Raw genomic sequence first — 19,772 nt, 5'->3', positions numbered from 1 at the left:
AAAAAATTCCAACTTAGCTCTTTGGAATTAAACTTAATATCTTTCTGCAAACAGCCTGCCGATGGGCATTTATTATATTAAATTAAATTTTTATAAAATTTTAAAAGAAAAGTTTTATCTTTGCACCATTCGTTCATTCAAATATTGAAAATGTTATCAAGAAAGGTTGAGGGATTAGACCCGATGAAACCTTAGCAACCCTTTGTGCAAGCAAAGAAGGTGCTACGTTCTACCAGAATTATTTTGGACAGATAACTTACCTGAAGTTCTTTCAGCCATTTTCCTGTGGCATTTTCAATTGTATTTTAAATTAAATAGAATTGAAAACAGAACTAAAAAATATTCATTTTTCGTATTACACCAATTCCGGTAAGGAGTACAATATCTCGTTAAGCTATCAGCTTTTCGGGAAAGACTTGTTTTCTGCACCTGTTATTTTGGTAAATCATGCTTTAACCGGAAATTCAGATGTTGCGGGAGAAAAAGGATGGTGGAAACAACTGATTGGTAAAAATCAGGTGATTGATACGGATCAATATACCGTTTTGTGCTTCAATATTCCGGGAAATGGATATGATGATTTTTTTATTGAAGAGAATGAAGATTTTACAGCATCAGATATTGCCAATATTTTTTTACAGGGTCTTGAAATTCTAAATATTAAAAGTTTACACGCTATTGTCGGAGGTTCACTGGGAGGTGGAATTGGTTGGGAAATGCTCACGAAAAATCCACCGCTTGCAGAAATTTTTATTCCTATTGCCTGTGATTTTAAAACCCACGACTGGCTGCATGCACAATGCCTGGTTCAGAAATTTTTGTTAAATCAGAATGATGAACCGTTACAAAAAGCAAGAATTCATGCCATGTTGTGCTACCGAACACCACAATCTTTAAATGAAAGATTTCAAAACAGATACAATCAGAAGAAGCACCGGCTGGAATCGGAAGACTGGCTGGTATACCACGGAAACGCTTTGAACGAGAGATTTAGTTTAAAAGCATACAGGTTAATGAACCATTTGCTGATGAATATTAAGTCCGATGAATCTCAACTGCAAAAGATAAAAGCTAACATCCATCTTATTGCAGTAGATACGGATTTATTTTTCCCGGCTTCTGAAATCCGAATGTGTTTTGAAAAATTAAATGAAAATAAAGACAATGTATTCTATTATGAAATCAAATCAATTCACGGGCACGATGCCTTCTTAATGGAATACCAACAATTAAATACGATCATTAAAAATATTTTGTAGGAGATGAAAAACAATGCAAACGAAATAAAATTTTTGAGAAACAGATCCATCATCAAGTTTGAAGGAGAAGATTTTTTAGGAGAAATCGGGATAGACGGGCGGATATTTAAAGCGCTTACGTTGGCAAGAATCAGTGTTGGCGTTATTTCCCAACAGGCTATAGAAAATGGAATTTCCATCCTTGTTCATGAAAATGACTCGGAGAAGGCGGTGAATTGTCTGATTGATGAATTTGAAGCAGAAAGAAAATCAGGAAAAGTTTCCCAGATCTACAGCATCAACAATGTGTCGGTTTTAGGCTTTGTTGCGGAAGATTTCAATAAAGTATTGGCAGAATTGGCAAGAAACAATGTTTTTCCCTTGCTTCTGAATCAGATAGCAGCAGAAAAAAGAGTGAATATTGTAGTTACTTCTTCGCAGGACGAGAAAGCCAAAAATATCATAGAATCTGAAATTTCTAAAAAGCCAAAAACCGTTCACCTGGCCATTATAGGCCATGGCAACGTAGGAAAGACTTTAATACAACAGGTTCTGGAGTCTTCGGAAGAAATTAAAAGAAGAAAAAAAATCGATCTTAAAGTAGTAGCTGTTGCCAATTCCAGAAAAATTGCCTTTAACAAAAAAGGTTTTGACAGAAACTGGAATGATGAGGTTCTGACAGCAGAAAGTCCCTCTGATGTTCAACAACTGATCAGCTTTTCAAAAGAAAATCAACTTGAAAATTTAATTGTTGTCGATAATACGGCGAGTAAAGATTTTGTTAAAAATTACCATACGCTGGCAGAAAATGGTTTTGACCTTGTTTCTTCCAATAAAATTTTTAATACCCTTCCTATTTCAGAATACCGTCAGCTAAGATATACGTTGAACAAGAACAATCGTCGTTATCTTTACGAAACCAATGTAGGAGCCGGTTTACCATTGATTGACACCATAAAGCTTTTACATTTGTCAGGAGAAAATATTACCAGGATCAAAGGTGTTTTTTCCGGAACACTGAGTTATGTTTTCAATAATTTTTCCTTGAGAGATGACGCATTTTCAACGATTATCAATGAAGCACTGGAAAAAGGTTACACGGAACCCGATCCGAGAGAAGATCTCTCCGGTAATGATGTGGCGAGAAAATTATTGATTCTGGCCAGGGAATTAGATCTTATCAATGAATTTGAAGATATCAATATCCAGAATTTAGTTCCCGAAAGCCTGCTTTCTGTCTCAAAACCTGAATTCCTTTCAAGACTGAACGAGTTGGATGAAGAATACCAAAAACTCAAAGACAGCCAGGAACCTGATCATGTGTTAAGATATGTTGGAGATCTGCATGGTGATTTACAAAAAGAAAAAGGGGAGCTTGACGTGAAACTGATTTCCGTTCCGGCGACTTCCGCTTTGGGGCAACTGAAAGGATCAGATTCCATCTTTGAAATTTACACGGAAAGTTATGGCGAAAATCCCATCGTTATCATGGGTGCCGGAGCCGGCGCAAAAGTTACCGCAAGAGGTGTTTTTGGGGATATTTTAAGAGTAAGCGAAACTAAATAGAACGATAATTTGAACCCGAAGGGGTTCAATATCAATAGTCGTAGGTAAAACCTATGGAACGAATAATAATATTAATATAACAATTTAATAATGTAGCAGTTTACCAATATTTTTTACAATTGTAATGCTGAGCTTGCTGAAGCATTCATTGTTACATTGCTAAACTTTACATGGGTAAATTAAATAATATGGAAAATTTTGAAACCTCCGCCATAAGAACACAAACGGAAAGAACTCAGTTTGATGAACATTCAACACCTTTATATTTAACATCCAGCTTTATTTTTCAGGATGCGGAAGATATGAGGGCGAGCTTTGCGGAAGAAAAGCCAAAGAATTTGTACAGCCGGTTTTCAAACCCGAATGTAACGGAATTTACAGAAAAAATTGCTAAAATGGAAGGCGCTGAAGCAGGATATGCTTTCGCAACGGGAATGGCGGCGATTTATTCAACATTTGCAGCGTTACTTAATGCGGGAGATCATATCGTAAGCTGTCAGTCTGTTTTTGGGTCTACGCACACATTATTTACCAAATATTTCCCGAAATGGAATATCGAAACAACATATTTCAAAGCAGGAGATGCAGAAAACGTTGAAAAGTACATTCAGCCCAATACAAAAATTTTATATCTGGAAACACCTACCAATCCGGCAATTGAGGTTTTAGATTTAGAATTTTTCGGGAAAATTGCGAAGAAGCATAACTTAATATTTATTGTGGACAACTGTTTTGCAACACCTTATTTACAGCAGCCAATGAAATACGGAGCAGATATCGTGGTACATTCTGCAACCAAATTAATTGACGGACAGGGTCGTGTTCTGGGTGGAGTAGCAGTCGGAAGAGAAGATCTAATTCGCGAAATTTACCTCTTTGCAAGGAATACAGGCCCGGCAATGTCGCCTTTCAATGCATGGGTGTTGTCTAAAAGCCTGGAAACATTAGCGATACGTGTTGAAAAACACTGTGAAAATACTTTAAAAGTCGCCGAATTTCTGGAAACTCATTCCAATGTAGAATTGGTGAAGTACCCTTTCCTCAAATCTCATCCGGGTTATGAAATTGCAAAAAAACAGATGAAATTGGGAGGAAACATCGTAGCCTTCGAAATCAAAGGCGGAATTGAAGGGGGAAGAAACTTCTTAGATAAAATAAAAATGTGTTCACTTTCTGCAAATTTAGGCGATACAAGAACAATTGTTACGCATCCGGCATCAACAACGCACTCCAAATTGTCCGATCACGAAAGGAACGAAGTCGGCATCACGGCAGGTCTGGTGCGGTGCTCTGTTGGTCTGGAAAATGTAGATGATATTATTGCTGACTTGAAACAGGCATTGGATTAACAACAAACCCGAAGGGTTCAACAATAATAGCCGTAGGTGTGACCTATGGAAAAAATATAAAAAATGAAAAATTCAGAACAATTATACAAAGCATTATCCGAAAGAATTTTAATTCTCGACGGAGCTATGGGCACCATGCTTCAGCGATATAAATTTGAAGAAGAAGATTACCGTGGCGAACGTTTCAAAAACTGGGAACATCCGGTAAAAGGAAACAATGATTTGTTGTCTTTAACGCAGCCCCACGCAATAGAGGAAGTTCACAGAAAATACCTTGAAGCAGGCGCAGATATCATTGAAACCAATACATTTTCCGGAACAACCATTGCGATGGCAGATTATCATATGGAAGATCTGGTTTATGAATTAAATTACGAATCCGCAAAAATAGCCAGGAAAGTGTGTGACGAATTCACGACTAAAAATCCTGACAAACCACGATTCGTTGCAGGATCTATCGGCCCAACGAACAGAACGGCAAGCCTTAGTCCGGATGTGAACGATCCCGGTTACAGGGCCATTACATTCGAAGAATTGAGAGTGGCTTACAAACAGCAATGTGAAGCCTTGCTGGACGGAGGTTCAGATATTTTATTAGTGGAAACCATTTTTGATACCCTGAATGCAAAAGCAGCTCTCTTTGCCATAGATGAGATTCAGGATGAACGAGAAATCAGAATTCCTATCATGGTTTCAGGAACCATTACCGACGCGTCAGGAAGAACACTGAGCGGGCAAACCGCGGAAGCTTTTTTAATCTCGGTTTCACATCTGAATTTATTAAGTGTAGGTTTTAACTGTGCTTTAGGAGCGAATCAGTTAACACCGTATCTGGAAACGCTTGCGCACAATTCAGAATTCTATGTTTCTGCCTATCCGAATGCGGGGCTTCCCAATGCTTTCGGAAAATATGATGAAACGCCAGAAGATATGGCAGCCCAGATCAAAGAGTATGCGGAAAAAGGATTGATCAACATTATTGGAGGATGCTGCGGAACAACACCTGAGCATATTAAAGCAATTGCTGATCTCGTTGCTCAATATCCGCCAAGAAAATTGAAAGAATTTGTCTGATTTAATAGAATTTTTTAATTAAATCAAGAATAAAGGAATAGTTTTTAATATTATCTTTAAGTATCACACAAAATTAAATATAATGGAAAAACCTATTTACTTAAAAGATTCTGAGGATGCAAAATTATTTAATGAATTAAGAAAGAAAGTGAACCAGAGGGTAGAAGCAATTCCTGAAAACCGGGATTTTTATATTCAGATGAAAGCCATTGTATTGCCTATGCTGTATTTAGGATTGTATGTTTTTGCATTGCTCAATGCAGAAAATTCCTGGTTGTACATTTTAAGTTTTATTTTGATGGGATTATCCTTGGTGCTGATCTATCTTAATTTGATTCACGAAGCAGCGCATAACAATATTTTTAAAAGCAAAAAACTCAACAGTTTGGTATTGCAGATCTTCGATTTTGTGGGGGCTAATTCATATATCTGGAAAAAAAGACACATTGCAAGCCACCACGCTTATCCTAACGTTGACGGTTGGGATACTGATATTGAACAAAGTGGTGTACTTTTGATTGTTCCGTGGATTAAAGCAAAAGGCGTTCAAAAGTATCAGCACAGGTTTTTCTTTCTCGTATATCCGCTGTATTTATTCAACTGGATGTTTATCCGAGACTTCAGGGATTTTTTTGATAGCGACCGTGTGATCCTGAAAACGCAGGGAGCAATTCCGGTAAAAGAAAAAGTAAAAATGATTTCCTATAAGCTGTTCTATTTTTTTTATCAGATAGGAATTCCGGCCCTGTTTTTTAAAGTATCAGTTGGGCTGGCTCTTGGAGCATGGTTTTTACAGGTGATTGCAGCAAGTATATTTGCACTTTTTGTATTGCTTCCATTACACCCGCTGCCCGACAATGCTTTCCCGAAACTGGATGAAAAAAATGGGCTTCCATTTAGCTGGCTCCATCATCAGTTTGAAGTAACCAATGATTTACAGGAAAATAACTGGTTTGTAAGAAACGTGCTGGGAAATTTCAACTTTCATGTTGCCCATCACCTTTTCCCGAACTACAGCTATGCCTATTATAACGAAATCACAGAGGAAATTGAGCAGTTTGCCAGAGAACATGGTTTAGCATACAAAAGATTTCCGATTACCACCGCTTTGGGCAAACATGTGGATTTGCTCAGGCAGAATGCAAACAATGCCTATTTTATTTTAGAAGAATAATTTAATGAAATATTTAAGATTATCGGGGCTTGAGCCTTTGATCATAACACCGGAAAGTAATTTTATCAACGTTGGGGAAAGAACCAATGTTGCCGGTTCAAAGAAGTTTTTACGGTTAATAAAAGAAGAAAAGTTCGGGGAAGCGCTCGATATTGCACGTCACCAGGTTGAGGGAGGTGCGCAGATTCTCGACGTCAATTTTGATGACGGATTGATCGATGGTAAGGCTTCCATGATCAGATTTTTAAATTTAATAGCATCCGAGCCGGATATCGCCCGAATTCCCTTGATGATTGACTCGTCAAAATGGGAAATTCTGGAAGCCGGTTTGCAGGTAGCGCAGGGAAAATGTGTAGTAAACTCAATCAGCCTGAAAGGCGGGGAAGAAGAGTTTATTAAACAGGCTAAAGCAATTAAAAGATATGGTGCTGCTGTTATCGTAATGGCTTTTGATGAGGTAGGACAGGCCGATACGTATGAACGCAGAATTGAGATCTCAAAGCGTTCGTACGATATTCTGGTGAATCGTTTAAATTTTCCGGCTGAAGATATCATTTTCGATTTAAATATTTTCCCGGTTGCGACCGGAATGGATGAGCACCGCAGAAATGCCATCGACTTCATTGAAGCAACACGATGGGTGCGCCAAAATCTTCCGTATGCATCTGTGAGTGGAGGCGTTTCCAATGTATCGTTTTCATTCAGAGGAAATGACACCGTGAGAGAAGCGATGCACTCGGTTTTCCTGTATCACGCCATTCAGGCCGGAATGAATATGGGAATCGTGAATCCCGCGATGCTGGAAGTGTATGATGAAATCAATAAAGAACTTCTTGAGCTGGTGGAAGACGTTATCCTTGATAAAAGGGAAGATGCTACAGAAAGGCTTCTGGATTATTCCGAAAAGAATAAATCCGTAAAAAAAGAAAAAGTTGAGGATTTAGAATGGAGAAATCATCCTTTGCAGGAAAGAATTACGCATGCCTTGGTAAAAGGAATCGACCGTTTTATTGAAGAAGATGTAGAAGAAGCAAGACAACAGGCAGAAAAACCGCTTCATGTGATTGAAATTAATCTGATGACCGGAATGGGTGTGGTCGGAGATCTGTTCGGAAGCGGGAAAATGTTCCTTCCACAAGTTGTAAAATCGGCAAGGGTGATGAAAAAAGCGGTGGCCTATTTGCAGCCTTTTATAGAAGCTGAAAAAGACGGTTCAAAACCTGCCAACGGGAAAATTCTGATGGCGACCGTGAAAGGAGATGTTCATGATATCGGTAAAAATATTGTGAGTGTGGTTTTGGGTTGTAACAATTACGAAATTGTAGATCTCGGAGTGATGGTTCCTGCTGAAAAAATTATCCAGACCGCTATTGAAGAAAAAGTAGATGTCATTGGCCTTAGCGGATTAATCACACCGAGCTTGGATGAAATGGTCTATATAGCGCAGGAACTGGAAAGACAAAATCTGAATTTTCCTTTATTGATCGGTGGGGCGACAACTTCAAAAGCACATACCGCTGTAAAAATTGATTTAAAGTATAAAAATGCCGTGGTTCACGTAAATGATGCTTCCAGAGCGGTAAACGTGGTAAGTTCGTTATTGGGCGACCGAAATAAAGAATATGTTGATGACCTTAAAAGTGATTATGCTGAGTTCAGAGAGAAGTTTCTCAACAGGCAGGTAGAAAAAGATTACGTTTCTATTGAAGAAGCCAGAGAAAATAAGTTTAAAATTGACTGGGAAAACGAAGATATTTTTACTCCAAATCAATTAGGAATTACGGTTGTTGATAATCAGGATTTAAGAGAGTTATTGCCTTTTATTGACTGGTCGCCGTTTTTCAGAAGCTGGGATCTTCATGGGAAATATCCTAATATTCTGGAAGATGAGGTTGTTGGAGTTCAGGCTAAAGAACTGTTCAAAGATGCTCAGGTCATTTTAAAAAGAATTTTAGATGAAAAGTTATTAACGGCAAAAGCAGTTTTCGGGATTTTTAAAGCTAATTCTAATGAAAGTGATGATATTTTAGTGTTTAACAAAAACAATGATCAAATGGCAAAATTCATTACGTTAAGACAACAGGCGCAGCGTTCCAGGGGAAAAGATTATCTGGCGCTGAGTGATTTTGTTGCTCCTCAAAATTCAGGTAAAACAGATTACATAGGAGCTTTTTGTGTGACAACAGGTTTCGGAACTGACGAACTGGCGCAGGAATATGAAAAAGCAAACGATGATTATAATGCCATTATGGTAAAAGCTTTGGCAGATCGTTTCGCGGAGGCCTACGCCGAATTTTTACATAAAAAAGTGAGAACGGAGTATTGGGGCTACGCCAATCAGGAAAATTTAACCAACGAAGAATTGATTGCTGAAAAATATAAAGGAATCCGTCCGGCTCCCGGTTATCCCGCTTGTCCGGATCATTTGGAAAAACATGCTATTTGGGATGTTTTGAAAGTGGAAGAAAACATTGGAGTTTATTTAACGGAAAGTCTGGCCATGTTCCCGACTGCTTCAGTTTCCGGGTATTATTTCGGAAGCCCGCATGCCAAATATTTCGGGTTGGGGAAAATTGCAGAAGACCAGCTGAAAGATTATTCCGAAAGGAAAGGACTTTCTTTGCAGGAGGCGAGAAAATGGCTAAATCCTAATCTGGCAGATGGTATTTAAAAAGAAATTATGAAAGACGATTTTGACTCTATTGCGTATTTAAAATATCGGACAACTGATGAAGGAGGACGCATGACTCCTGCTCAATCTAATTACAGACCCCAAGTAAGATTTGATTTTGAGAAATCAACATCATCCGGAAGACAGGTTTTTATTAATAAAGAATGGGTTTTCCCTGGTGAAGAAGTCGAAGCTGAAATAACACCAATGTCTCCACACCTTTTTAAAAATAAATTATATGAAGGAGTAAAATTTGAATTCCTTGAGGGTGCAAAAATTATTGGAGTTGGAGAAATTTTAAAAATTAAAAACGCAACTTTAAAAAATAACATTTAAGCTAAATGAAAATCACCGACCATATAAAAAACGCAAACGGAAAAGCACTATTTTCTCTTGAAGTAGTTCCGCCACAAAAAGGCATCGGAATCGAAGATCTCTATAAAAATATTGATCCTTTAATGGAATTTAAGCCACCATTCATTGATGTGACTACTTCCAGGGAAGAATATATTTATATCGATAAAGGAAACGGCTTAATGGAGCGTCGTACTACAAGAATGCGTCCCGGAACCCTGGGAATTTGCGCCGCAATACAGCATAAATACAATGTAGACACGGTTCCGCATCTGCTTTGCGGCGGTTTTACCAAAGAAGAGACAGAATATCTTCTGGTAGACTGTATGTATCTTGGAATCGATAACGTTATGGCTTTAAGAGGTGATGCGATGAAAGGACACCAATATTTTGAACCTACTACCGGAGGTCATGGAAGTGCGATGGAGCTTGTTCATCAGATCAATAATCTCGGAAGAGGTAAATATCTTCACAATGAAGATCAGGAATGTGATGAACACAATAAATTCTGTGTTGGTGTTGCTGGTTATCCGGAAAAGCATATTGAAGCGCCCTCCATGAATTACGATTTAAAATGGCTGAAGCAGAAAGTGGATGCCGGAGCAGATTATATTGTAACGCAAATGTTTTTTGATAATAAGAAGTTCATTGAATTTGTAAAAAAAGCCCGTGAAATGGATATTCATGTTCCGATTATTCCTGGAATAAAGCCAATTGCCACCAAAAAACATCTCAAACTTCTTCCCCAGGTTTTTAAAATTGATCTTCCGGAAGACCTTATCAACGAAGTCGAAAACGCCAGAAATAATGAAGCCGTAAAACAAATTGGGATTGAATGGGCGGTTAATCAATGCAGAGAACTGCTGGACTTCGGAGTTCCGGTGCTGCATTTTTACTCTATGGGGAAAAGTGACAATATTAAGAAAGTAGCGGGAGAACTGTTTTAATATTAATATATCTTATAATTTTAAGGCGCAGAATTAAGATTTTAATCTTATTTTGCGCCTTAAAATTATGGTTATATTCAGTAATACCTTTCGCTTGGTGAAATATTTAATTCTGATTTAGGAAGTTGGTCAGTTTTATAAGATCTTCTTCTTTACTTAATTTAATGTTACTTGATTTAGCAAATTTTTCAATATCAGCTTTTCTTGCAGGAAAAGCGTCTGTAATATCTTTCAGCTTTTTAGGATCTTTAATAAATCCGGATTCTGTTACAATGTAATATACCGGATGTGTTGCATTAAACTGTGCCGGTCTGTCCAGATCATACGAATTTTTAGCGCTCACAGCATCCTTAAACTCTGTTTTTACTTTTTTATACAGTGAATTTTTACCTGCTGCAAGTTCAAAATAATATCCTTTTAAATCTGCTCCGTTATCTAGTCTTACAAGTGTTTCTTTAGTCTGGAATTCAATTCTTGAAAAAGGACTCTCAGGAATTAAAGAGTATGCTTCTTCACCTTTTTTAAATTCCACTTCATCAAAGTAAGTATTATAGCGTGCTAAAGCGGTTTCAGTATTCCCGGGACTGATAAACTTAGCGGGTAAAAATGCTTTGTTATAGTATGGTGTACCTTGTATATCATCATAACTAATACCTTTCCCTTTAGTATCTCCATTATGATAAAATGTATGATTTAATAAACGTGATCCGTCATAACTCAAGGTCATGGTCTTTTGTGCAGGGGCAGAAATAAATGATAATAATGCTATAAATATTACTGTAATTCTCATTATAAATGGTTTATTAGATTAATATAATTGATCAAAATTACAATTATTCTCTAATTAAAAAAACAATTAACGATTATTAAGTCAATAAAGTGTCCAAATCTTATTGATCAAATACAATTAATGTTGTACAAAGGCTTTTCAGTAATTTTGATTGATCAACGAAGTAGAGAACGCTAAAAATAATGAATTAGCGGGAGAACTGTTTTAATAGACAAGTATTATTAACGATAAATTTAGGCGGCGGCAAAGCCGCCGCCTAAATTTATCAGATCTCATTCTGATATTTCAGTAACCTGTCGAATACACTTTTAGTTGTTGGTTTGGATGAATCCAGGTTAAAAATAAACATCCCGCTTTCAATATTGAAATAATACTTTTTTTCCTGATCTGCTATGGAAAACCACTTCAGCAATCCATTCACAATATTGATGTCCTGCCATTGTATACTGCTTGCATCCATTGCAAAAACATGTGGATTTTGATGCAGGGTATCTTCAAAATAGATACTGCGTCCTTCCACATATAAAATTCCGCTGCCCTGAAAGGCTTTCAGTTTAAAAAACTCATTCTGTGCATTTCCCATATTATACCGAACAAAGGCATAATATTCAGGAGTACCTATTTTCTCCAGCAATGCTTTCTGTTTTTTCTTTCTGCTTCTCGCAGCAAGATAGGCGATTAGAAAAATAATCGCAGGAATTGAAAATATAATGAGAAGAAAAAAGATTATTAAAATAATTATTGAATCCATAGTTTATATTTTGATTTAAAGTGTCGGATGTCTTTCAAATTCCTTATCCCGGTCAAACAAATACCGGTATGTAGCAAGTTTTCTCGTTACCGTAGTGTCGAGATTTTCAGCAATTTTTATCATTTTAGGATTAAAATCTCCGATCCACTGCATTTCCGTGACTTTAAAATCGGTATGTTTTCTCAGATGTTGGGTGCCCTCCCAGATCATATATCCCTCAATGCCTTTTTTCTGCCATTCAGGAACTACTCCAAATACAAGACCAATCATTTTCTCATTCTTCTTAAATTTTTTAACCCATAAAAACTTAAGCTTTTGAGCAAAGCCGAATTTTCCATTCAGATATTTAAACCATTGGTTCAAATCAGGAATATTCATCCACATGGCAATAGGTTTTTCCTTTTCATACACAAACCACGAAATATGCTCGTTAATGATAGGCTTCATGGTTTTAAACATCTTCAGAACCTTAGATTCCTGCATGCATTTTCCTTCACCGTGTGTAGCCCAGGCTTTATTGTAGATCTCTGTAAAGTCCTTAGCAAACTTGTGCAGGTTATTTTTTTTCATCGGTTTCGCTGAAATATCAGGATTGCGTTGGTGTTTTGCATGCATAAGGGTAAAAACACGGGACACTTCTGCAAAAATAGGCCTTGAAAAACAGAGCTGTTCAAAATATACCCTGAACCCATAATTTTCGAAAAGTTCTTTATAATACGAAAAATTGTAATTCATTCCGTACAAAGGCTGTTCAAAGCCTTCTATAAGTACACCCCAGAATTTATCACGCTCCCCGAAATTAATTGATCCGTCCATGGCTTCCATTCCACGCTTTTGCAGCCATTCTTTACAATAATTAAAAATGAAATTCGCGGTTTCCTGATCGTTAATACAGTCAAAAAATCCTATTCCGCCGGTAGGCTGTTGCTGCTCGTAAAAATTGTTAATAAAAACAGCTATTTTACCTACAGTTTCATTTTCTTTGTTCTTAAACAAAAACCGGGCACATTCTCCGTTCTTGAAGAATCTGTTCTTTTCAGGATTAAAGACTTCATTAATATCTTTATCCAAAGGTCTTACATAGTTTGGGTCGTGTTGATAAAGTCTTGCCGGAAATTCTAAAAATTCCCTTCCTTGGGCTTTGCTTTGTACTTCTTCAGCAATAATCATAGCGTAAAGTGATGTTGGCGGCGAAAGATAATGTTTTTCGGCTAAATTAAATATGACGAACAGATTTTATCCGTATTTTTGTGCAAATTAAATAAAAATGGTTGATTTTACTGACAACGACGATGATATTTTCACTGGAAAAGAACATACGCCTATTAGGAAAGATGCTTTTGATAAATCGCCAGAAGAGAAGATAGAAAAAATTACCGAACTTTTTGGAGAAATCATGGAAACCCTCGGGCTGGATATGACCGATGACTCCCTGAAAGACTCTCCAAGAAGGGTTGCCAAAATGTATGTTAACGAAATTTTCGGAGGACTTCTTCCTGAAAATAAACCTGGAATTTCTACATTTTCAAATAAATACAAATACCGACAGATGCTGGTGGAGAAAGATATTACCGTATACTCATTCTGCGAACATCACTTTTTGCCCATTATCGGGAGAGCACACGTTGCTTACATTTCCAATGGTGAAGTGATTGGTCTTTCAAAAATAAATAGAATCGTAGATTATTATGCAAAACGTCCGCAGGTTCAGGAAAGGCTTACCATGCAGATCGTAGATGCTTTAAAAGAATCTTTAGGCACAAAAGATGTAGCCTGTATCATTGATGCAAAACATCTTTGCGTCAATTGTAGAGGGATTAAAGATACTGCAAGCTCTACCATTACGGCAGAATTGAGCGGCATTTTCAGAACCAATCCTATTACAAGACAGGAATTCCTGCATTATGTAGGAAGTCATGCAAAACTTGACTAATTTGTTTTCGCAGTTAATTTCAGATAATAAATTGTTTTATGATTTCGGAGGAAATCGAATTTTAATCGAATTTTATAAAAATATTCTCATTTTAAAAGATGATATTTGCCTCGCAAAATCAAATGTGATAAATTTAAATAATGATAAAATTTAAAAAAGTTTCAGACAAAATATTTGTAACAACTATTATTTGTTGTTGCTGTACCTGCTGCTGTTAAAAGATGAAAATCTTTTAATTAATAAACTTTAGACTAAATTTAAAATCATTAAATCAAATTAAAATCATGCAACTAAAAATATACAACTCGCTTACCGGCGAAAAAGAAATATTCAAACCCATTTTAGATGGAAATGTAGGAATGTACGTCTGCGGACCGACCGTTTACAGCAATGTCCATCTGGGAAATGTAAGAACTTTCCTTTCTTTTGATTTCATTTACCGCAGCCTTACTCATCTGGGGTATAAAGTAAGATACGTCAGAAATATTACCGATGCAGGACATCTTACCGATGACGGTGATGTGAACAACGACAGATTTGTAAAGCAAACCCGTCTGGAAAAACTGGAGCCAATGGAGATCGTACAGAAATATACGGTAGATTTTCATAAAGTTTTGGAAATGTTCAATTTACTGCCTCCCAATATCGAACCTACTGCAACAGGGCATATCGTAGAACAGATCGAGCTTACTCAAAAATTAATTGAAAGAGGTTTTGCCTATGAAAGCAACGGTTCCGTCTATTTCGATGTGTTGGAATACAACAAGAGAGGCCTGAATTACGGTGAGCTATCCAAAAGAAATATAGAAGAACTCTTTGCAAATACCCGTGATCTTGACGGGCAGGGTGAAAAAAAGAATCCGCAGGATTTTGCGCTCTGGAAAAAAGCTTCTCCGGCACACATTATGAGATGGAATTCGCCTTGGGGAGAAGGTTTCCCGGGATGGCACCTGGAATGTACAGCAATGAGCACAAAATATTTGGGAGAAACATTTGATATCCACGGCGGAGGAATGGATCTGAAATTTCCGCACCACGAATGTGAAATAGCACAGGGAAAGGCTTGCAATGATGCAGCTCCGGTAAATTACTGGATGCATGCCAATATGCTTACTATGAATTCCCAGCGTATGAGCAAATCCACAGGAAACTACATCCTGCCGATGCAGCTCGTAACCGGTGAAAATGATTTCTTTGAAAAGCCTTTCCATCCGTCGATTGTACGTTTCTGCTTTCTGCAGGCGCACTACAGAAGTGTTCTGGATATTTCAAATGATGCGATGTTGGCCAGTGAAAAAGGATTTATCAGATTAATGGAAGCCGTTAAAGTTTTACATTCAATCAATCCGAACGATGAAAAACAATCCGGTTTCAATCTTGAGGAATGGAAAAATAAAGCATATGATGCTCTGACGGACGATTTTAATTCTCCCGTTCTTATTGCACATTTATTTGAAGCAGTAAAATATATTTTTGCACTGAATGATGGGAAAGAAACCATTTCAACAAAAGATCTGGAAGATTTAAAATCTACTTTACATGCTTTCATATTTGATGTTTTAGGGCTTCAGTCCATTGAAGAAAACAACAATGAGAAGTTGGATCAGACCTTAAAAGTGTTAATTGAATTACGAAATCAGGCAAGGAAATCGAAAAATTTTGAACTTTCAGACCAGATCCGTGACAGGCTTCTTGCAGAAGGTATTGAGCTGAAAGACGGACGAGATGGAACAACTTACGTTTTGAATTAATCAGGATATAAGTTTTAACTTGATATAACCTTCTCGCAGGTTTGCAGATTAAGCAGATGATTTTAAAATCTGTATAATCTGTAAAATCTGCGAGAATTTTTTTTAAATCAATTCAAAAAAATATGTAACTTAGTCATAATAAAATGATTAAAAATTAAAATTTATAGACTATGAAAAAACATTTATTCCCTTTATTCTTGCTTTTAATCGGGGCTAATGCTTCTGCACAGCAAGATTTTTTTGCGCTTGTCGGTAAAGAGACTCCAAGTATTATTTTTAACGACTTCAGGGCTATTGATCCAATAAATGGTAACTCCGGCGAGAAAATTTTTACAGCAGATTCTTCTGCAAAAGTTTTTTCACAAAGCAGAAACGGTTCTGTCACCGAAGACAAGAATACCTACAACAATGCACAGGCCGTAAACATGGCCACATTGGCTTATGATTCTTTCAATAATCTGGTGTACATGCCGATGTTCTCTTCAAATATTTATGTTTTAAATGCCAAATCCCGGGAAATTACCCTCATTGAAAATAATGTGGCAAGAGTAACTGCCTGCGACATTAATTCTCATTTTACAAGAATGACGACAGGATACGACGGCAGTATTTATGCAATTAACAACGCCGGGACACAGTTCCTGAAGATCAGCAGAAAAGGAAATCAGTACACGGTAAACGATTTGGGAATCATTACAGATGATGCCTCCAACGGAAAAAATTCTTTTACCATTATGGAAACAGGGTTTGGAGGAGATGTGATTGCTGATGCCGAAGGTAATTTTTATGTTTTTTCTGCTTCGGGAAATGTTTTCAAAGTAACTGCAAAAGAATTAAAGGCAAAATTTATCGGCAAAATTTCTGGAATTCCTGATAATTATTCTGTGAACGGATCTGCTGTCAATTCCAAAGGAAATATTGTTATTGCAAGCGCAAAAGGTGCTGCATTGTACGAAGTTGACCTGAGTACCTTACAGGCAAAACAGCTTCCGGGAGAACAGAACCTCCATATTTATGATCTTGCCAGCAAATATTTTGCAAATGATAAAGCAGCTTCAGGAAATGTCTTTGCAAACATTGATATTTATCCTACAAAAGTAGATGAAAAGCTTATTAACATCAGTGTTAATGATAAAACCGTAAAAGGAAATATCACGCTGAATGTATTTGATCTATCCGGCAAAAATGTGCTGAAACAGAATGCATCTGTAAAAGACGGATCACTACGTCAGCAGGTTTATCTTAAAAACCTTATCGGAGGAGCATATCTTGTAAACATTACTGATGAATCCGGAAAAGTGCTGCTCAGCAAGAAAATTCTGGTAACAGAATAATCTTTATCTTTACAAAAAAATCAAACCTTTTCAAACTAATTTGAGAAGGTTTTTTTAATGAATATTTGATATTCAATAAGTTTTATTTTACAATATTATAATGTATTTTTATAAAAAAATATAAATGAAGATATACTTTAATGTAGGTTACAGTACAAAAGTTGGAGAAAGATTACAGCTGGTTATTAGCGGAGAAGATGCTGTATCACAGATTCATCCTATGTTTTATGAGGAAAATGGGCAATGGAAATGTGAGGTAGATTATTTTTCAAAATCTATTTCCTATCAATATCAGCTTGTAGATGAAAGAGGAAATCTCCTGCGGGAAGAATTTGTTCCTCACCGACTTGGTTTTCCTCACAACTATAAAGAGTTTATCATATTCGATCACTGGAATAATAAAAATTTTCCTGAGAATTATCTCAACAATAAAATTCTTTACAACAAGCTGAATACCTTCAGGCCCGAGAAAATATCGGTTTTAAAGAAGCATACCCACTTATTCAGAATTGAGGCACCTATTTATAATCCGGACTGGACGGTTGTGCTGTTCGGAAGTACCGCTTCCCTCGGAAATTGGGATTATGATAAAGCCATTCATATGTCTCAGACGGAATATGGAGTCTGGGAAACTTCAGTTGAAATTCCTGAAAACGAATTTATACAATATAAATATTGCCTCTATGACAAGGCGGCCGGGAAAGTATTTGATGTAGAAACAGGTGAAAACCGTTTTGCTTTGCCGAATATATCTAAAGATGTTCTGCAGATCGTTTCAGATCATTACTTTAAATTCAAACTTTACCAGATGTATCATGATGCCGGGGTTGCCGTTCCGATATTTTCGCTGAGAACGGATGACGGCTTTGGGGTTGGTGAATTTTCAGATCTGAAAAAGCTGGCAGACTGGGCCAAAGAAACCAATCTGGGAATTATTCAGATTCTTCCGATCAACGATACTACCGCAAATTATACCTGGACAGACTCTTACCCATATGCTGCAGTCTCAGTATATGCACTTCATCCCCAATATATTTCTCTGGAAAAGCTGGATTTCCCGCTTCCAGAAAACCTTACCGCTGAATATAAAACTGAAAAAGCCGAACTGAATGCCCTCGATTTAATTGATTATGAGAAAATGATCTCAGGGAAATGGAAGTATCTGAAGGCGGTTTTTGATGTTGATAAAGAAAAAATTTACAAGGACAGGAATTTCAAAAAATTTATTAAAGACAATGAATCCTGGCTGATTCCTTACGCGGCATTCTGTGTGTTGAGAGATAAATACAAAACTCCGAACTTCAACGAATGGAAGACGCATAAAAAATATATTCCCGGGAAAATTGCTCCTTTTTTAAGTCCAAAAAGCAAAGATTATGATGCTTCTATGCTTCATGCATGGGTGCAGTATCAGCTGCACAGACAATTAAAAGATGCGATTGATTATACGCATGGCTTAGGTGTTTCCGTAAAAGGAGATCTGCCGATCGGGATTTACAGATATTCGGTAGAAGCATGGACGGAACCTGAGCTGTTCGGAATGGATTTTCAGGCTGGTGCACCACCGGATCAGTTTACGGAATTAGGCCAGAATTGGGAATTCCCGACATACAACTGGGAAGCCATGAAAGCCGACGACTACAAATGGTGGAAAAACAGATTCAAAGCACTTGAACAGTATTTTGACGCCATGAGGATTGATCATATTTTAGGATTTTTCAGAATCTGGAGGATGCCGGTTTCCGCTACGCAGGGAATTCTGGGATATTTTTACCCTGCAGTTCCGGTTACCCTTGAAGAATTTGGCAAATGGCACATTCCTTTTAACTTCGACAGATACTGTAAACCGTATATCAACGATCAGATTCTTTGGAACTATTTCGGTGAAGAAAGCGGAAAAGCTCTTGAATTTATTAATAATAATCACGACGGGACCTATTCATTTAAGGAAGAATTTAATACTCAAAGAAAACTGTCGGATTTCTTCAAAAAAAATCCTCGAGGGCCTATTGAAAATCAGCTCATATCATTATGCGCCAATGTTTTGTTTTTAATTGAAGAAAGAAACGGACAAGTTGTTTACCACCCGCGATTCAATGTATACCGCACCGATTCATACAAGTATCTTTCGGATTGGGAAAAGAAAGCAATCTACGATCTGTACCACGATTATTTCTTCAAAAGACAGGATCATCTCTGGTACGAAAAAGCGATGGAAAAATTACCTGTTATTTTGAATGCTACAAAGATGCTCATCTGCGGTGAAGATCTGGGATTGGTTCCGCACTGTGTTCCCGTAGTAATGGACGAGTTGGCAATAGTTGCTTTGAAAGTTCAGAGAATGCCTTCAGATAACATCCCTTTTTATAATCCTAAAAATGCAGGCTACCTGAATGTGGTAACGGCATCTTCTCACGACAGCTCAACGCTGAGACAGTGGTGGAAAGAAAATCCTTCGCTCACCCAACAGTATTTTAATCTTCAGCTGATTCAGTACGGGCAGGCGCCGGAAAATCTGGATCCGCATCTGGCCGAAGTTATCATGAAGCAGCATCTTTACAATGATGCGATGCTTGCGATCTTCCCTATACAGGAATTTTTGGCAACCGATAAACAGCTGGCAAATATTGAAATGGATAATGAAAGAATTAATAATCCGGCTGTATTCCCGCATTACTGGAGATACCGAATGCATCTTAAACTTGAGGATCTTACCCATGAGGCCGGATTTAATAAAAAGATAGCCGATTGGATGAGAGATAGTGGAAGATCATAAATTTAACATTTGATTATCAATTGGTTAATATATAATTAAAAGAAGTTTTATCGTATGATTTAAC

At 37.2% G+C, this 19,772-nt stretch carries 15 protein-coding genes and 1 riboswitch; of the genes, 12 read left to right on the top strand and 3 right to left on the bottom strand.

All coding sequences use genetic code 11. The annotated features are described in order from the left end of the window. Positions 1 to 150 precede the first annotated feature (150 nt). Positions 151 to 258: riboswitch (SAM riboswitch) on the top strand. 62 nt (positions 259 to 320) lie between these two features. From HHL20_RS19755 to metF, 8 genes are all read left to right on the top strand, one after another. Next, entirely contained in the window at positions 321 to 1,259 is a 939-nt protein-coding gene (locus tag HHL20_RS19755; RefSeq protein WP_228463180.1) for an alpha/beta fold hydrolase, read from the top strand. A 3-nt stretch (positions 1,260 to 1,262) separates the two neighbouring features. Then, entirely contained in the window at positions 1,263 to 2,804 is a 1,542-nt protein-coding gene (locus HHL20_RS19750; RefSeq protein ID WP_228463179.1) for an ACT domain-containing protein, read from the top strand. A 188-nt stretch (positions 2,805 to 2,992) separates the two neighbouring features. Beyond that, entirely contained in the window at positions 2,993 to 4,153 is a 1,161-nt protein-coding gene (locus tag HHL20_RS11070) for an O-succinylhomoserine sulfhydrylase (RefSeq protein ID WP_169231278.1), read from the top strand. 63 nt (positions 4,154 to 4,216) lie between these two features. Next, positions 4,217 to 5,227 (top strand): homocysteine S-methyltransferase family protein, encoded by a 1,011-nt coding sequence (locus HHL20_RS11065; RefSeq protein WP_169231277.1) that lies wholly within the window; start codon positions 4,217 to 4,219, stop codon positions 5,225 to 5,227. Positions 5,228 to 5,309: 82 nt separating this feature from the next. Next, complete coding sequence (locus tag HHL20_RS11060; RefSeq protein WP_169231276.1) at positions 5,310 to 6,401, top strand: fatty acid desaturase family protein; 1,092 nt, start codon at positions 5,310 to 5,312, stop codon at positions 6,399 to 6,401. Between the two features lie 4 nt (positions 6,402 to 6,405). Then, a complete protein-coding gene (gene metH / locus HHL20_RS11055) occupies positions 6,406 to 9,072 on the top strand; it encodes a methionine synthase (RefSeq protein ID WP_169231275.1) in 2,667 nt (888 codons plus the stop codon). Between the two features lie 9 nt (positions 9,073 to 9,081). Continuing rightward, positions 9,082 to 9,408: an EF-Tu C-terminal domain-related protein gene (locus tag HHL20_RS11050; protein ID WP_169231274.1), complete on the top strand. Its 327-nt coding sequence runs from the start codon at positions 9,082 to 9,084 to the stop codon at positions 9,406 to 9,408. 5 nt (positions 9,409 to 9,413) lie between these two features. Beyond that, positions 9,414 to 10,373, top strand: coding sequence for a methylenetetrahydrofolate reductase [NAD(P)H] (gene metF, locus HHL20_RS11045; protein ID WP_169231273.1), 960 nt, complete (start codon positions 9,414 to 9,416; stop codon positions 10,371 to 10,373). 106 nt (positions 10,374 to 10,479) lie between these two features. Here metF and HHL20_RS11040 read toward each other — a convergent pair whose 3' ends face one another. From HHL20_RS11040 to HHL20_RS11030, 3 genes are all read right to left on the bottom strand, one after another. Further along, positions 10,480 to 11,163 (bottom strand): hypothetical protein, encoded by a 684-nt coding sequence (locus HHL20_RS11040; protein WP_169231272.1) that lies wholly within the window; start codon positions 11,161 to 11,163, stop codon positions 10,480 to 10,482. Between the two features lie 265 nt (positions 11,164 to 11,428). Next, positions 11,429 to 11,914, bottom strand: a complete 486-nt coding sequence (locus tag HHL20_RS11035) for a hypothetical protein (protein ID WP_169231271.1) — start codon at positions 11,912 to 11,914, stop codon at positions 11,429 to 11,431. Positions 11,915 to 11,929: 15 nt separating this feature from the next. Then, positions 11,930 to 13,084 (bottom strand): hypothetical protein, encoded by a 1,155-nt coding sequence (locus tag HHL20_RS11030; RefSeq protein ID WP_169231270.1) that lies wholly within the window; start codon positions 13,082 to 13,084, stop codon positions 11,930 to 11,932. A gap of 97 nt (positions 13,085 to 13,181) precedes the next feature. Here HHL20_RS11030 and folE point away from each other — a divergent pair, with 97 nt between their 5' ends. From folE to HHL20_RS11010, 4 genes are all read left to right on the top strand, one after another. Further along, entirely contained in the window at positions 13,182 to 13,847 is a 666-nt protein-coding gene (gene folE / locus HHL20_RS11025) for a GTP cyclohydrolase I FolE (RefSeq protein ID WP_123852707.1), read from the top strand. A 284-nt stretch (positions 13,848 to 14,131) separates the two neighbouring features. After that, complete coding sequence (cysS, locus tag HHL20_RS11020) at positions 14,132 to 15,598, top strand: cysteine--tRNA ligase (protein WP_169231269.1); 1,467 nt, start codon at positions 14,132 to 14,134, stop codon at positions 15,596 to 15,598. 170 nt (positions 15,599 to 15,768) lie between these two features. Next, positions 15,769 to 16,932, top strand: a complete 1,164-nt coding sequence (locus HHL20_RS11015) for a T9SS type A sorting domain-containing protein (protein ID WP_169231268.1) — start codon at positions 15,769 to 15,771, stop codon at positions 16,930 to 16,932. A gap of 124 nt (positions 16,933 to 17,056) precedes the next feature. Beyond that, complete coding sequence (locus tag HHL20_RS11010; RefSeq protein ID WP_169231267.1) at positions 17,057 to 19,708, top strand: 4-alpha-glucanotransferase; 2,652 nt, start codon at positions 17,057 to 17,059, stop codon at positions 19,706 to 19,708. Positions 19,709 to 19,772: the final 64 nt, after the last annotated feature.

This window comes from Chryseobacterium cheonjiense, from assembly GCF_012927265.1.
Taxonomy (GTDB): domain Bacteria; phylum Bacteroidota; class Bacteroidia; order Flavobacteriales; family Weeksellaceae; genus Chryseobacterium; species Chryseobacterium cheonjiense.
Note: the sequence above shows the minus strand (reverse complement) of the source record. Positions and strands in the feature narration are given on the sequence as shown.